The following is a 15,248-nucleotide window of genomic DNA, read 5'->3' as shown; positions in this document are numbered from 1 at the left end:
CTCGGATCAGCCCGGGGGCGCCGTTTTCGCCCCGGGCGAATCCCTCCGCACCCGAGTACGTGTGCCCTCGGCTACAAGGGGACGGGAACCCTTTCCAGTGCAGCAGCCTGCGCACACTTCCGCAGCCCACCCATCCCACCGTCTGGTGCCGTGCCGGAAACCGACCGCCGCGGCGGTCTCGCTGGCACGTCTTCCCGCAACGGTTTCTCCGCCCCGTGCCCCAGGGGAAGGCGCTCCCAGGGGTCGCTCGGCCGCTTTGGGATTACGGGTTGTTCTTCATCTGCTCGGCGTGCACGATGAAGTCCACCACCAGGGTCTTGTCCTGGTAGTCGTTTCCGGCGGCCTTGTCAAAGGTAACCTCGAACTTCATGTGCCGGTTGCTCGTGAGGTGAAGCGGAATCTTGGTCCCGTCAGGATAAGCGATGGAGACGGGACCCGCCAGGAAGTCGCTGAGCGGCGCCTCGGCCACCACCTCGTCAGGCCCGCCGCGCTTCGGCGTCTTGACCTTCACGTGCAACTTCTCGGCCATCGGCTCGTACTGGTCCTCGATGCCCTCCGTCAGCCGTGCCTCAACGCTGACGAGCCAGGCGTCCATGCTGCTGCAGTCAGGCGAGTTATAGACCGTGAGGGTCCGCGTGTGGGAGTCGCCGGGGGCCCAGGGACCGGTGGCGTTGATCCCGAGCTGGCCGGACGGGGTCTTGCCCTGTTCCGGCGTGATGTAGAACATCGGGCCGGGGACCGGGTCGCCGTCGTTCCGGTCGGACCGGAGGCAGAGCGTCCCGGCGACGAAGTCCTTGGAAGCGTCCGTCGCGTCCGTGAACAGGGCCAGGGTCCCGCCGATGGAAAGCGCGGAGATCGCCACGGCTGACCCCAGCACCATCAGAGTCTTCTTGCTCATGGGGTTACCTCCTAATCCACGCCCGCCGGGACCGGTGGATCCCGGCGGGCGTTCCGTCATCTTGGTGTTCCGGTGTCAGCTCACGGCGCGGGTTCGACTAGGTCCCGTCCTCATTCCAGGAGATGGGGTTCCCGGAGGCGTCCTCGTTGTTGCGGACCTGGACCGCCTTGAACGTCAGGCTGATGGTGCCGCTCTTGCCCTCGTACTCGTCGCCCGCCGCGAGCGGGAAGGACCACTGGACGTCGGCGGTCACGGTATCGCCGTTGCTGGCCTTGCCCAGCAGGATGGTGCCGCTGTCGCTCTTGCCGTTGACGGTGTAGGTCATCGGGTTGTCGCCGGAGAACAGGTCGCCGGAGACGCTGTGCTCAACGCCGACGAACGCTTCGAGGCTGCCCACGTAGGTGATCGTGTAGCTGCAGGAGCCGGAGTCGCCGGGCGCGATGTTGTCGGCGCTCAGATCACAGCTGGCGTTGAAGTCCTTGCCGAACCGGACGGTACCGGCCGTGAAGGTGTTGTTCGTGTTCTCGGTGCTGGCGGTGAACAGGGCGAAGGTGGCGCCGGTAACCAGAGCAGACAGGGCACCCACGGTTGCGAGGCTCAACAGGATCCTCTTCATTCGGTCTCACCCTCCAAAGAAATGGTGTTGGATCTGGAATCTGGATTCGCTGCCTGGGCGCAGGCCCGGCAACACTCGCACTGCAGACCGGCTGCAGGTGACTAACTGGGGGACTGGGCGTCGGCGGGTTTCTCGTCGGCCTGCCTGGCCTTCTCCTCCTCGGCGATCACCTGGAAGATCTTGCGGACCTCCAGGGCAATCAGCAGCACGCCCGGGACGATCACGAGGGAGATGATCCCCTCCCTGGTGTGCATGAAGTCCGAGAGGTAGCCGTAGTACGGAATCCGCCACCGGTGGATGCCGACGATCTGGGACCGCTGAACCGGGACCAGGTCAGGCGCCTCGTTGGCGTCGCCCTTGGTCACGTAGGCCGCCGGCTCGCCGTTGACCGACACGATGCCGATGACCCGGTGGGTGATCAGCATGTCGGGGGCGTCTGCCGCCCGGAAGGTGATGACGTCGCCTTCCCGGATCTCGTGCTCCGGCCTCAGCGGCTCCACGATGATTGCGTCACCGGTCCTGATCGCCGGCTCCATGGAGCCGCTCAGCACGGTGAGCACCTTGTAGTCGAAAACCGTCGGGATCCGGTCGGGCGCCCTGCGCCCGGCGAGGGCCAACAGCACCGTCCCCGCCAGGGCGATGGCCAGTACCGCTGTCACGGCTCCACTGAGGATGCGCAGCAGGATCTTCACGTCGTCTGCCCCCCTGCGTCGGCGTCGTCCGCCGCGTCCGACCCGGTCAGCGGCTGCCCGGTGTCGTCGGGATCCGCTCCGTCATCGCCGGCAGAATCACCGTGGGCCTGTTCGCCGCCAGGCGAGCCGCCGTCGGCGTCGCCGGTGTCAGCATCAGCGTCCTCGGCGCCTGGGCCGTCCGCATCATCGCTAACGCCCGGGTCACCGTCATCGGGTGCGCCGTCTTCGGGTCCGTCGCTGTCGGGCTCGTCGCTGTCGGTCTCACCGGAACCGGCATCTCCGTCCCCGCCTGCGATCCCGTCGTCGGCGGCCTCGTCGGTCCCGCCGACCGCGTCGCCGGGCTGCTCAGCGCCAGACCCACTGTCGTCGGCGTCGTCCTCCGGCTCACCGGCGGTGTCACCCTCGGTGAGTTCGTCGTCGTGCGGATCGCCGGTCCCCTCAGCGTCGTCCTCCACCGGCTCCCCGGCCGCATCTTCGTCCTCTTCCTTGCGGCCGTCCTGGTCGCCATCGCCGGGTTCGGCCGCCTCATCGCCGGGAGGAGCTGCAGCGGGGGCGCAGTCATCGGGCTCCGCAGCCTGCTCGCCTTCCTCCTCCTCCACGACGGCCTCGGCGGGAACCCCGCAGTCCGGAGCCGGATCGGGCAGCTGGCCGCCGGGAGCGTCAGCACACGGATCTGTCGTGTCAGGGGGCGCGGCGGCGCCACCATCCACGCCGTCCCCGGAAGGAACGGCCTCGTCGCCTGACTCGGATGCCGACCCGTCGTCACCGGGGGCCGCCGGTTCCCCGGCCCCTTCCCCGGGCTCATGACCGGCCTCGTCGGCAGCCTCAGGAGCCTCCGGTTCACCGTCGGGCTCCGCAGCGGCCGGCTCCGGCGCGTCCTCGGCGGGCAGGCCCAGCAGGTCGGGATGCAGGCCGATGACGGCCTCGGACTCCTCCGTCTCCTCGGGGTCAGGCTCCCGGACCGGATCCCCCGACGCCTCCCCGCCCCGTGCTCCGGGCGCCGGCCATTCGGCGGGCCGGCAGGGATCCGGCGCCGGGACGATCACGACGGTGAACTCCATGCCCAGCTCCAGGAAGCCGCCCATTCCGTACACGGTCAGGTAACCCTGGTACTGGCCCGGCTGATCCGGCGTGCCGCTGACCACGATCTCGGCCGTCTCGCCCGGGCCCAGCACGCTGCGGGAGAGTGCTGCCCGTGCCCATGGGATGCCGGTCAGCTCCACCGAGAGGTCCACGCGCCGGTCGCTGATGTTCATGATCCGGAAGACCCGCACGACCTCCGAGCCCACCTGGTCCGGCCCGCCATCTTCCACCAGCTGGACCCGGCCCGAGGTGAAACGGAGCACCTGCGATGTGGTCAGGGCCTGGAACTGGATGCTCTGCGCCTGCCCGACGTCCTGGTTGAGAGCGAAGGTCGCCCCGGTCACGTGCCCGGCCGCCAGACTGGAGATCACCATCGTCACCGGGATCAGCACCAGGGGCAACCTGCTGCCGGACTCCCGGATCTGGCGACCCAGGGCCCGCATCGCCTTCTGCCGCAGCCGGCGCTTGCGCGTCATGCGTCGCAGCGGGCATCACCTCCCGTCGCGCCGATTATGGCACAGGGCCGCCTCACCTGTGGGCATGAATTCGCGGATGATTCTTCATATCAGTCTTGGCAAGTGAACATTTAAGGGAGTGATGGTGCGAGAGCCGCGGTCCTACGCGCATGAGGCCGCCGGCACGCGCACGCGCCGGCGGCCAGGGGAATACTTCGTAAGCATGATATTTTATGTTAGATCACCTGGGAGGATGAATTCGATCTTTTCGGACATCACCCGCGCCGGGTGAGCAGGAGGCCATGACTTTTCGGCGAATTTGAGGAGTACTGTTCATGCTGCAAAGGAGCGTGCAGAATTATGGGCATCCAGGAGGCCGAGAAGACATCTGTGGCCGTCTACTCCCTGGAGCGGATCTGGGGCGCGCACCTCAGCCAGCGGGAACTGGAGGTCGGCCGTCTGCTGGTTTCCGGGCGCTCCACCCAGGAGATTGCGGCCGCGCTCTTTATCTCCGAGAACACGGTCAAGACGCACCTGCGCAACCTCTACCGCAAGACCAGAACGCGCAGCCGGGTGGAGCTGTACCGGGCGCTGATGGAGGCCGCCAGCGCGCCCGCGCGGATCGGAACGGTGGCAGAGGACCTGCCGGCCGAGTTCCAGCGGATTTTCGCCGACCTGCATCAGGACCAGGCTGAGGGCATGAACGCCACCGTGGTCCTCCTCCACCTGGAGTTCTTCCAGTCCGGCCTGGCGACGAGGGTGCCCGGCACCATCCTCACCGACCTGCTGGCCACGTCCATCCGCAGCCGTGACCATCTCCTGCCCTGGCGGGATGACCTCTACCTGCTGCTTCTGCCCGGGAGCGACCGGACCGCGGCCGTCGAGGTGGCCGACCGGCTGGTCCGCAAGGTGCAGCGGTGGGCCCAGCGGAAACGGCTGATGATGAGGGCCGCAGTGGGCGCCGCAGCCATCGCCGAGGGGGCGGGGACGGCCCCTTCCGTCGTGCAACTCGCCGTTCAACGCCTCAGACACGTCGATTACATTGATTAGTAGACCGCTCGACGCGAAACGGGCCAGGGCTCCGTGCCCTGGCCCGTTTCTCGCCTGTGCAGCGCCCGGTCAGCTGGCCGCGACCAGCCGCTCCTTCGGCTTCAGCGCCTCTTCCGCGGCCAGCGGATCGGTCATGTCCCGGAGCAGAACGCCCAGGTACTCCTGAATCTCCTGGGCCTCCCGCCACACCGGTTCCAGCCACTCCCGGATGCGGGCGCGCAGCTCCGCCTCGATCGCGGTGACCTGGGCCCCTTTCTCCGTGAGGCTCAGCATCACAACCCTGCGATCCCCCTGCAGGCGGAAGCGCTCCAGCCACCCGTCCCGCTCCAGCCGGTCGATGATGGCCGCCAGGTTGCCGCGGGTGCAGTAGACGGCGTCGTTCACCCGCTGCAGCATGGTCGGGCGCTCCACCGACAGCTCCCGGAGCACCTGGAACTGGGGCCAGCTGAGGCCGTAGGCCGAGCGCAGGTACCGTTCGCACTGCTGCTCGAGCCTGCTGGCCATCCGCCTCACCATGGCGATGCGCTCCACCGCCGCAACGTCGGTCCGGCTCAGGACACCCACCCCCATCTCCCGTTTCTCTACCTGTCATAACGTATCGCCACCGTTAAATGTTCACAGACAGCAATTGAAAGTGCATATTTTCCCTTGGATTGCGAGTATGATCAGGTCCGGCATATCCTCATGCGAAAATGACCGCCATCACCCCCCTGCTGGGGGACCCGTGGATAGATTGTGAGTAAACGACTGAACAATCACCCTTGTTTGTTCTTACATAATGGTGCTATGATTACGGCGCAGGGGGCGCCCTCTGGTCCGAAACATTCGCTAGTCCATATTGTTCTACTATGGTCTGTTTGCTGTCTGTACATAGAGAGGGGTTGAAGGGTCATGCGCGAAGGCGTCGAGATGTGGGCACAGCCCGCGCTCAGCGACGACGAGCAGCTGGGACGGCTTATGGAGGTCATGGGCGGGTCCCTCCTTTCCTACGCCAACCGCCTCCTGGGCGACCCCTTCGCTGCCGAGGAGGTCTGCCAGGACGCCATGTACAAGGCCTGGTGCCACATGGAATCGCTGGAGCCCACCAGCCAACTGCGGGCGTGGCTGTACAAGGTGACGCGCAACGCCGCCCTCGACGTGTTGCGCAGCCAGCGGCACCAGACCACCGCCCTGCTGACCGAGGACCTGCTGGATCCGACCCCGGGGCCGGAGTCGGAGCTGGAGCGCAAGGCCTTCGTCGAGGCCCTGCGCGAAGCCCTGCACCGGCTGCCGCAGCACTACAACTCCGTGCTCAGCCTGCGGCTCCTGGCCGGCTATTCGTACCGCGACATCGCCGAGGAGCTGAACCTGCCGCTGGGAACGGTGAAGAGCCGGCTGCGCAACGGCCTGCAGTACCTCTCCCGTGAGTTGGCCAGTGTAGGGGTCGACCAGGGTTACCTCTCATGAAAGCAAACACCCGCGGGCCCTGCGCTTCGCACCCATGAAACACGGCCCGTCGCCCGACGAGGGAAGCGGCGGACCTCCGGTCAGGAGGTTCGCCGCTCGTTCGTCTGGTTTCTCGTATGGGGAATGGTGAGGGTCCGGTAGACCGTACCATCCTCCATGAAGATATAGACGTTGTAGCCGCCGCTGGGCAGATCGTTGTCAGACCACAGGTTGTGATCGTCCCCGATGATGGGCGCCCAGTTCCACTTCGGGGTCGGATCCCACACCTGGATCCAGATCCCCCTCGCCTTGTCCAGGTTGACGACTTCTCCTCCGGTCAGTTCCACCTGGCACAGGTCATACACCCGACCGGTCGCGGGGACAGCAACGTTGTCCGCCTTCAACTTGGGCCCGAGGGGAACCCACTCCATGTTCGTCCTCTGGGGTGCGAAGAACGTGATGGTCAACGTGCCCTGGGCGTTCTGGTACGCGTTGCCGGCTTCCTTCGGCAGTTCGACCGTGATGGTGATGTCGTGCTGCTCACCCGGCTGCAACACGTGTTCCGTCGGGCCGGCTTTCGTGATCCTCGCCGGCGCTGAGCCGCCGAACAGGGCGCTCTCCGTGTTGACCACGGTGGAGCAGCGCAGCGGAAGCGTGCAGGCGGTGAACTGCCCGCTGCTCTCCGCCTGGTCCGTGAACAGGGCGAGGGTCGTGGCGCCGAGCAGCCCGCCGGTCAGGATCACGGACAGGAGGCTTGACCAGACGAACCGAAGTCCCATTCCCCCCGAATGATGGAATATGCCTGGACGGTCTCATTATGAAGGAGATAGGCATCGCCCGTGCGGGTGATTTTCGCTGCCGGCGAAATCACACACGCCCGCGGGCGCGCACCGGCGCCGGGGGGTGACGCGGAAGATGCCCGGGCGTTGTGCTGCCTCCGCGCACTGCCCGGGCATCCTCATGCCTCCTGCCCGTCGCCCATCCGCGCCTCCAGGGCCTGGAGCCGCTCGAACAGCGGGTGGGCCTCGCCGAACCAGTGCCCCAGCGACAGGGTCAGGAACCGATGCAGCCCCTCCTCCACCTCGTCGATCCGCTCGCCCTTCTCCGTGAGCTCGAGGTAGATCACCCGGCGGTCCTCGGTCGACCGGGTCCGCCTCACCCATCCGTCCCGCTCCAGCCGGTCGACGATGCCGGTGATGTTGCTGTGGGTGCAGGCCAGGGCAGCCGTCAGCCGCTTGGCCGACGTCGGCCCGCACTGCTTCAGCGTCCTGAGCACCGTGAACCCCGGCCAGCTCAGGCCGTGGGTGCGCTTCAGGTAACCGTCGCACCGGGTCTGCAGGATGTGGGAGACCACCGACGCCGTCTGCACGTATGCCAGGGGATCCAGCGGCAGAGCGCTCGCTGCCAATGCAACCACCTCTCCCTCGGGGTCCGTCCCCGTACCTCTCTACCCCCCAATACGTACGTGACAACTAAAATGTTCACGTACTGGTCACATTCGCGGCATTCCGCGGTATGTTTCGACGATTGCGGCGCTGGGTATAACTCATAGCCAGGAGGTGGAGTGCGGATGAACACGCTGCTGCAGCAGCTGGAGGCATACCGGAACCGGGAGGAGTCCCTGCGCTGGGAGGGGACGTTCGCCGACTACCTGGAGATCGTGGCCAGGAACCCGCGCGTGGCCCAGCATGCGCACGCCCGCATCTACAACATGATCGTCTCCCGCGGGGTGGAGGAAGTCAACGGCGTGCGGCGCTACCGCTTCTTCGAGCAGGAGCTCTTCGGCCTCGACCGCGCCCTGGAGCGGCTGGTGGAGGAGTACCTGCACCCCGCAGCCCGCCGCCTGGACGTGCGCAAGCGGATCCTCCTTCTCATGGGTCCGGTCAGCGGCGGGAAGTCCACCCTGGTCGCCCTGCTGAAGCGGGGGCTGGAGGAGTACAGCCGCACGCCGGAGGGAGCCGTCTACGCGATCCGCGGTTGCCCGATGCACGAGGAACCGCTGCACCTGGTACCCCGCGAGCTGCGGCCGATGCTGGAGAAGGAGCTGGGCGTGGTCATCGAGGGCGACCTCTGCCCCCGCTGCCGGCTGATGGTGCGGGAGGAGTACGGCGGCCGGATCGAGGAGGTGCCCGTGGTGCGGGTGTTCCTCTCGGAGGCGGACCGTGTGGGCATCGGCACCTTCAGCCCCTCCGACCCCAAGTCGCAGGACATCGCCGACCTCACGGGCTCCATCGACTTCTCCACCATCGGCGAGTACGGCTCCGAGTCTGACCCCCGCGCCTACCGTTTCGACGGCGAGCTGAACAAGGCCAACCGCGGCATCATGGAGTTTCAGGAGATGCTGAAGCTCGACGAGAAGTTCCTCTGGCATCTGCTCAGCCTCAGCCAGGAGGGCAACTTCAAGGCCGGCCGCTTCGCCCTCATCTCCGCAGACGAGCTGGTGGTCGCCCACACCAACGAGACCGAGTACCGGGCGTTCATCGCCAACAAGAAAAACGAGGCCCTGCAGAGCCGCATCATCGTCATCCCCATCCCATACAACCTGCGGGTCTCCGACGAGGTGCGCATCTACGAGAAGCTGATCCGACAGGCCGACACGGGCCACGTCCACATCGCCCCCCACGCGCTGTACACGGCCGCCGTCTTCTCCGTGCTGAGCCGCCTGAAGGAGTCGCAGCGGGCGGGCATGGACCTGATGAAGAAGCTGAAGCTCTACGACGGCGCCCACGTGGAGGGGTACACGCCGGAGGACGTGGCCGAACTGCAGCGCGAATTCGAAGGCGTCGAGGGGATGAGCGGGGTGGACCCCCGCTACGTGATCAACCGCATCTCCTCCGCGATCATCCGCAAGGGCGAGAACAGCGACAAGGCGTGCATCAACGCGCTGGACATTCTGCGCTCCCTGAAGGACGGTCTGGACCAGCACCCCTCCATCACCCCGGAGGAGCGGGAACGGCTGCTCTCCCTCATCGCCCTGGCCCGGCAGGAGTACGACGACATCGCCCGGCGGGAGGTCCAGAAGGCCTTCATCCACGCCTACGAGGACTCCGCCCGCACCCTCCTCGCCAACTACCTGGACAACGTGGAGGCGTTCTGCGGCGGCCGGAAGATCCGGGACCCGCTGACCGACGAGCTGCGGGAGCCCGACGAGCGGCTGATGCGGTCGATCGAGGAGCAGATCGGCGTCTCGGAGAACGCGAAGAAGGCCTTTCGGGAGGAGATCATGATCCGGCTGTCCACCTACGCCCGCCGGGGGATGACCTTTGACTACACCTCCCACGAGCGGCTCCGGGAGGCCATCGAGAAGAAGCTCTTCGCGGACCTGAAGGACGTCGTCAAGATCACCACGTCCCTGCACGCGCCCGACGCCGAACAGCAGCGGCGCATGGACGAGGTGGCAGAGCGGCTGGTGCAGGAGCACGGCTACTGCCCGTCCTGCGCCCACGAGCTGCTGCGCTACGTCGGCTCCCTGCTGAGCCGATAGCCACAGGGGCGACCCCGCGCACGCAACATGCCGCAGAGGAGGCGCGAGCGATGGCAGACCTGCCGTTTGTCATCTCCCGGGAGGACTGGTCCCTGCACCGCCAGGGGCAGATGGACCAGGAGCGGCACCAGGCGCGGATCCGGGAGGCCATCCGGGCCAACCTGGCCGACATCGTGAGCGACGAGGCCATTATCGCCAGCGACGGCCGCAAGGTGGTGCGGCTGCCGATCCGGGTCCTGAGGGAGTACCGGTTCCGGCTGGACTGGCAGAAGCAGCCCCGGGTGGGCGAGGCGGACGGCCCCGTCCGCCCCGGTGAGCCCGTCGGCCGGCCCGGCCGGGCAGCCGAGGCGGCCGGCGGCAGCGGCGCCGGCGACGAGGCCGGCGAAGACTGGTTCGAGACCGACGTGCCGCTGGAGGAGCTGGAGGAGCTGCTCTTCGCTGAGCTCTCCCTCCCCCACCTCGAACCCAAACAGGAGCCCCACCTGACCGTGCTGCACCACGAGTGGCGGGACGTGCGGCGCCAGGGGCTCTACGCCAATATCGACAAGAAGCGCACCTTGCTGGAAGCGATGAAGCGCAACCGGCTGGCCGGAAGGCCGCCCCTGGCGGGGATCCGCCGGGAGGACCTGCGCTTCCGGACCTGGGATGAGGCCGAGATCCCCGGAGCCAGCGCCGTGCTGATCATCATGATGGATACCTCGGGTTCCATGGGCACGGGGGAGAAGTACATCGCCCGCAGCCTCTGCCACTGGATGGTCCGCTTCCTCCGCACCCGGTATGAGCGGGTGAAGCTCCACTTCGTCGCCCACACCACCGAGGCGAAGGAGATGGACGAGGAGTCTTTCTTCACCCGGGGCGAATCCGGCGGCACCCGCTGCTCCTCGGCCTACGAGTATGCCCTGCAGCTCATCGACCGGCGGTACCCGCCCGACCGGCACAACCTCTACGCCTTCCACTTCTCCGACGGCGACAACCTCATCTCGGACAACCCCCGGGCGGTGGCCCTGCTGCGGAAGCTGCTGGAACGCTGCGCGCTGGTGGGCTACGGGCAGATCGAGACGCAGCCCCAGTACCTCTCCATGCCCTACTACCAGCCCAACACGCTCCTCACCCTGTTCCGCGAGGAGATCGACCACCCGCGCTTCGTCACCGCCCTGATCCGGGACCGCTCGGAGATCTACGCGGCCTTGCGGGCCTTCTTCCCGCGGCCGGGCGCCGGCGAAAGGGGGGCCGGATGACGTGGCCTGCGACCTGGACAGGCTGGGGGAGGCGGTTGAGGCGGTGGTCCGCCGGGCCCGGGCGGCGGGCCTGGACTTCTTCCCCCTGCGGTTCGAGCTCTGCCCGCCGGATGTGCTCTACACCTTCGGCGCCTACGGCATGCCCACCCGGTTCTCCCACTGGTCCTTCGGCAAGGCCTACCACCTGTTGAAGAGCCAGGCGAAGCTGGGGCTGACCAAGATCTACGAGCTGGTCATCAACTCCGATCCGTGCCACGCCTTCCTGCTGGAGTCCAACAGCCTGCTGGAGAACACGCTGGTGGCGGCCCACGTGCTGGCCCACGCCGACTTCTTCAAGCACAACTGGCGGTTCCAGTCCACCAACCGCCGGATGCTCCACTCCATGAGCGCCTTCGCCGAGCGGGTGCGCCGGTACGAGGAGAGGCTGGGCCGCGGGCCCGTCGAACGCTTCCTGGACGCCGCCCTCGCGGTCGCAGAGCAGATCGATCCGTTCCCCGGGCCGCGCCCGGCGCCGCAGCGCGACCTTCCCCTGTTCCTGCTGGAACGGGCCCCGGAGCTGGCGGACTGGGAGCGGGACATCCTCGCCAGCCTGCGGGAGGAGGCGCTCTACTTCCGCCCCCAGATGGAGACCAAGATCCTCAACGAAGGCTGGGCAACCTTCTGGCACGTGCGCCTTCTGCGGGAGCTGGACCTGCCCCCCGCCCAGGCCGTGGAGTTCGCCCGGATGCACGCGGCCGTGATCGCCCCCCATCCGCACCAGTTGAACCCCTACCGGCTGGGTTACCACCTGCTGGAGTCCATCGAGGCCCGTTACGGCCGCGAACGGCTCTTCGAGGTGCGCACCCTGGAGACCGACGTCTCCCTGGTCCGCAACTACCTCACCCCTGAGCTGTGCCAGGCGTTGAACCTCCACGTCTACGCCCAGCAGAACGGCCAGTGGCAGGTGGCGGCCACCGACTGGACCGCCGTGCGGGACCTGCTCCTGCGCCAGCTGGAGAACTGCGGGCTTCCCTACATTTACGCCGAGGACGACAACTACCAGGGGAGGGGCGAACTCTACCTGCGCCACGGCTACGACGGAGTGGAACTGGACGTGACCCACCTGACGCACGCGCTGCGTCACGTGCATCACATCTGGCGCCGGCCCGTCCACCTGGAGACGGTGCAGGGCGGCCGAAACACCGTCTACACCTGCCATGGCGAAGAAGTGACGAGCCGGGTGCTGTGAACCAGCACCCGGCTACGCAATGTCTTCCAGGACTTCTCCGGAGCGGCGTACCGCCGCCTCCATCAGGGCTTCGGGCGAGGTCAGCCCCTCCAGCGAACTGGAACACGCCAGCGAGAAGAGCAGGTCGCAGCCGCTGACGCTGGCCCACTCCCCCAACCACAGGCCGAGGCGCATCGTGACGGTTCGGGCCACCTCCCGGTCCGTGGCCGGCAGCAGCCCCAGGAACTGGTCCTCAGACCAGCGGAAGGCCAGATCCGGCGCGCGGACCGCTTCCGACAGCGCCTCGGCTACGGCCAGGTCGGCCGCCACCCGCTCCACGACCGACAGCCGCTGCCTGCCCTGCGCCTCGAGCCAGATCAGCGAAACCCCCTGCCCCCGGTGCTTGCGCATGAGATCCAGTGCCCGGCGGCGGAAAGCCGTGCGGGGCAGGAACCCGGTCACCGGATCCCGCTTGCCCGCGGCCAGTTCTTCCTCCATGAGCAGCCTGCGGACAAGCTCCGCCCGCGACTCCGTGCCGGTCTTGCGCAAGATGTGGCGGATGTGGGTCTTCACCGTGTTCACCGTCACGAACAGCCGCCGCGCGACCTCCGCCGTGGGCAGCCCCGACAGCGCGAGCTGCGCGACTTCCAGTTCCCTTGGGCTCAGAAGCGGCCGCAGGCGGTCGACCACAACCTCCTGGGGGACGGCTGCGAACGCCTGCTCCCGCACCATCAAGCTCATGGGCGCTCCTCCCGTTCGCGCCTGGACGCCCGACCGTTTTCTGCGACAGAAATCCGACATCCCCATTTCTCATCCAGCGCTTATTTCGGTCGATTTCATCACCCATTCTACCGTATGGCCCTGAGCCGAGTCAACAGAAATTTTCCGCTATCTAGAACTGACTGGCGATAACACGAAACCACCCGGCCCTGTCGAAGGCCGGGTGGTCTCGTCCGCCTCGGGTTCCGTCACTTCTCGCGCCGGACCGTGCCGACGGCGCTGCGGTTGAAGGTCAGCTCCACGTTGGAGGCGACCTTGACCCGGATGGTGTTGTTGGTTTCGTCGACCGCCTGGATCACGCCGTGCAACCCGCCGATAGTCACGATCTCATCGCCGACCTTGAGCGAGTTCAGCATCTCCTGCCGCTTCTTCTGCTGCTGCTGCTGGGGGCGGATCATCATGAAGTACATCAGGACGAACAGCAGAATCAGGGGACCCCACTGCATAAGAAAGTCCAAGGCCATTTCCTCCTCGCTGTGTCATGGGTTCACTATACCACGTGCGCAGAGTGCCTGTACATTTTCCAACGGCCACATCCGGTATTCTGTCGAAGACCCCGCCGGCTCAGCGCTGGCCGGAGGCGTACATCAGCACCTGGATGGGCCGCATCCCGACCCGCTCGCCCAACCCCACGGCGGCGCTGCCGGTGGGCACGATCATCGAGACGGAGAACGCGCCCTTCAGGTAGCCCCAGCCCCGAACCCGCTCGACGAGGCCGGTGCCGATGCCCCGGCGCCGGTACTCCGGCAGGACGTACAGGTCGGAGATGTAGGTGTACAGCTCGGGCCGGAACAGGGCGGGCGGCTCCTGCAGGCTGCCGACGCAGTAGCCGACCGGGCCCTCCCCCCGGCCTTCGTCCTCCGCGATCATCACCACGGCTGCGGGATGCTCCAGGGCCTGGGCCAGGCCCGTCTTGGCGAACTGCATGAACCCCTCGGCCAGCGAGTACAGGCCCAGCTGGTTCTGCTGCTCCCGGGCGAAGGCCTCCACCAGGGGCAGAAGCGCGTTCAGGTCGGCACGGGTCGCGGCGCGGTACTGAATGGCCACTCTCGACTCCCCCTTGCAGCTAGCGGTTCTCGGGCAGGAGGGGCTCGGCGGGGCCGGGGGCGTGGCCGGCGCCGCCCGCCGCGCGGGCGCGCTCCCGGCGCTCCGCCTCGCCGGCGTGCCAGCGCTCCAGGAACGCCTTGCGGTACTCGGCGAAGGTGCCCGCGGCCAGGGCCGCCCGGATCTCCTCCATGAGCCGGACCAGAAAACGGAGGTTGTGAATGGAGCAGAGTCGGAGCCCGAGCATCTCATCCGCCTTCAGCAGGTGGCGGATGTAGGCCCGGCTGAAGTTCCGGCAGGCGTAGCAGTCACAGCCCTCCTGGATCGGCAGGAAATCCCGGGCGAACTCGGCGTTGCGCACGGTCATCTTGCCGTCGGGCACGAAGACCGTGCCGTGGCGGGCGATGCGGGTGGGGAGCACGCAGTCGAACATGTCGACGCCGCGCCAGACGCCCTCCACAAGGTCCTCGGGCGACCCGACGCCCATCAGATAGCGCGGCCGGTCGTCCGGCAGGAGCGGCACCTGCACCTCCAGCATCTCGTGCATCAGCTCCTTGGGCTCACCGACCGAAAGCCCGCCGATCCCGTAGCCGGGGAAGTCCAGCGCCACGATCTCCTCGGCGGACTGGCGGCGCAGGTCCGCGAAGGTGGAGCCCTGCACGATGCCGAAGAGGGCCTGTTCGTCAGGCCGGGCGTGGGCAGCCTTGCAGCGGGCGGCCCAGCGCGCCGTCCGCTCGATGGAGCGCTTGGCGTAGTCGTAGTCGCACGGCCACGGGGTGCACTCGTCGAAGGCCATGATGATGTCGGCGCCGAGCGCGTTCTCCACGGCGATGGCCTTCTCGGGGCTCAGGAAGTGGGTGCTGCCGTCGATGTGCGAACGGAACTGCACGCCCTCCTCGGTGATCTTGCGCAGGTCGGCCAGCGAAAAGACCTGAAAGCCCCCCGAGTCCGTGAGCACGGCGCCCTTCCAGTTCATGAACCGGTGCAGCCCGCCCGCCTCCTGCACCAGGTCGTGCCCCGGGCGCAGGTACAGGTGATAGGTATTGCTGAGGATGATCCGCGCCCCCAGATCCCAGACCTCCTCCGGGTTGAGGGTCTTGACGGTGGCCTGGGTGCCGACCGGCATGAAGACGGGCGTCTCGATCACCCCACGGGGGGTGTGGAGGCGCCCGAGCCGCGCGGCCGAGGCCGGATCACGCCTGAGTAACTCCCAACGAACCGCCAAAGGAATGCCTCCCCTGAGTTTCCTGAGGTATGGTAACACAACCGCCGGTGC

The 15,248-nt window shown here is 67.3% G+C and carries 16 protein-coding genes; 5 read left to right on the top strand and 11 right to left on the bottom strand.

The annotated features are described in order from the left end of the window. Positions 1–262: 262 nt before the first annotated feature. The 4 genes from STH_RS06025 to STH_RS06010 form a co-directional block, all read right to left on the bottom strand. Entirely contained in the window at positions 263–898 is a 636-nt protein-coding gene (locus STH_RS06025; protein WP_043713581.1) for a SipW-dependent-type signal peptide-containing protein, read from the bottom strand. A gap of 97 nt (positions 899–995) precedes the next feature. After that, positions 996–1,514, bottom strand: a complete 519-nt coding sequence (locus STH_RS06020) for a TasA family protein (protein ID WP_011195312.1) — start codon at positions 1,512–1,514, stop codon at positions 996–998. Between the two features lie 101 nt (positions 1,515–1,615). Then, positions 1,616–2,206: a signal peptidase I gene (locus STH_RS06015; RefSeq protein WP_011195311.1), complete on the bottom strand. Its 591-nt coding sequence runs from the start codon at positions 2,204–2,206 to the stop codon at positions 1,616–1,618. Continuing rightward, positions 2,203–3,765, bottom strand: a complete 1,563-nt coding sequence (locus STH_RS06010; RefSeq protein WP_043713578.1) for a hypothetical protein — start codon at positions 3,763–3,765, stop codon at positions 2,203–2,205. Before STH_RS06010 ends, STH_RS06015 begins: the two co-directional genes overlap by 4 nt. A 339-nt stretch (positions 3,766–4,104) precedes the next feature. Here STH_RS06010 and STH_RS06005 point away from each other — a divergent pair, with 339 nt between their 5' ends. Further along, a complete protein-coding gene (locus STH_RS06005) occupies positions 4,105–4,794 on the top strand; it encodes a response regulator transcription factor (protein ID WP_011195308.1) in 690 nt (229 codons plus the stop codon). Between the two features lie 69 nt (positions 4,795–4,863). On the opposite strand, the gene STH_RS17035 is transcribed toward STH_RS06005, so the two are convergent. Further along, positions 4,864–5,364, bottom strand: a complete 501-nt coding sequence (locus tag STH_RS17035) for a MarR family winged helix-turn-helix transcriptional regulator (RefSeq protein WP_050742141.1) — start codon at positions 5,362–5,364, stop codon at positions 4,864–4,866. Between the two features lie 321 nt (positions 5,365–5,685). Here STH_RS17035 and STH_RS17030 point away from each other — a divergent pair, with 321 nt between their 5' ends. Beyond that, complete coding sequence (locus STH_RS17030) at positions 5,686–6,240, top strand: RNA polymerase sigma factor (RefSeq protein WP_011195306.1); 555 nt, start codon at positions 5,686–5,688, stop codon at positions 6,238–6,240. Between the two features lie 80 nt (positions 6,241–6,320). On the opposite strand, the gene STH_RS05990 is transcribed toward STH_RS17030, so the two are convergent. Continuing rightward, positions 6,321–6,998, bottom strand: a complete 678-nt coding sequence (locus STH_RS05990) for a SipW-dependent-type signal peptide-containing protein (protein WP_011195305.1) — start codon at positions 6,996–6,998, stop codon at positions 6,321–6,323. 179 nt (positions 6,999–7,177) lie between these two features. Continuing rightward, on the bottom strand, positions 7,178–7,627 hold the full coding sequence (locus tag STH_RS17025) for a MarR family winged helix-turn-helix transcriptional regulator (protein WP_050742140.1): 450 nt from the start codon (positions 7,625–7,627) through the stop codon (positions 7,178–7,180). A 162-nt stretch (positions 7,628–7,789) separates the two neighbouring features. Here STH_RS17025 and STH_RS05975 point away from each other — a divergent pair, with 162 nt between their 5' ends. From STH_RS05975 to STH_RS05965, 3 genes are read left to right on the top strand one after another with little or no spacing between them, the layout of a single operon-like run. After that, entirely contained in the window at positions 7,790–9,703 is a 1,914-nt protein-coding gene (locus tag STH_RS05975; protein ID WP_011195303.1) for a PrkA family serine protein kinase, read from the top strand. Between the two features lie 50 nt (positions 9,704–9,753). Then, entirely contained in the window at positions 9,754–10,941 is a 1,188-nt protein-coding gene (yhbH, locus tag STH_RS05970; RefSeq protein ID WP_011195302.1) for a sporulation protein YhbH, read from the top strand. 1 nt (position 10,942) lies between these two features. Next, positions 10,943–12,169 carry a SpoVR family protein gene (locus STH_RS05965; protein WP_011195301.1) on the top strand — a complete coding sequence of 409 codons (1,227 nt, stop codon included), beginning with the start codon at positions 10,943–10,945 and terminating at the stop codon, positions 12,167–12,169. Positions 12,170–12,181: 12 nt separating this feature from the next. On the opposite strand, the gene STH_RS19660 is transcribed toward STH_RS05965, so the two are convergent. The 4 genes from STH_RS19660 to tgt all read right to left on the bottom strand — a co-directional run bounded on the left by STH_RS19660 (position 12,182) and on the right by tgt (position 15,197). Next, positions 12,182–12,889, bottom strand: a complete 708-nt coding sequence (locus tag STH_RS19660) for a LuxR C-terminal-related transcriptional regulator (RefSeq protein ID WP_050742139.1) — start codon at positions 12,887–12,889, stop codon at positions 12,182–12,184. 227 nt (positions 12,890–13,116) lie between these two features. After that, positions 13,117–13,386 carry a preprotein translocase subunit YajC gene (gene yajC / locus STH_RS05955; protein ID WP_337957494.1) on the bottom strand — a complete coding sequence of 90 codons (270 nt, stop codon included), beginning with the start codon at positions 13,384–13,386 and terminating at the stop codon, positions 13,117–13,119. Positions 13,387–13,492: 106 nt separating this feature from the next. Beyond that, a complete protein-coding gene (locus STH_RS05950; RefSeq protein WP_011195298.1) occupies positions 13,493–13,975 on the bottom strand; it encodes a GNAT family N-acetyltransferase in 483 nt (160 codons plus the stop codon). Between the two features lie 19 nt (positions 13,976–13,994). Beyond that, positions 13,995–15,197: a tRNA guanosine(34) transglycosylase Tgt gene (gene tgt / locus STH_RS05945; protein WP_011195297.1), complete on the bottom strand. Its 1,203-nt coding sequence runs from the start codon at positions 15,195–15,197 to the stop codon at positions 13,995–13,997. Between the last annotated feature and the right edge of the window lie 51 nt (positions 15,198–15,248).

This window comes from Symbiobacterium thermophilum IAM 14863 (assembly GCF_000009905.1).
Lineage (GTDB): Bacteria > Bacillota > Sulfobacillia > Symbiobacteriales > Symbiobacteriaceae > Symbiobacterium > Symbiobacterium thermophilum.
The sequence above is the reverse complement of the archived record's forward strand: the minus strand, read 5'-3'. Positions and strand labels throughout refer to the sequence as shown.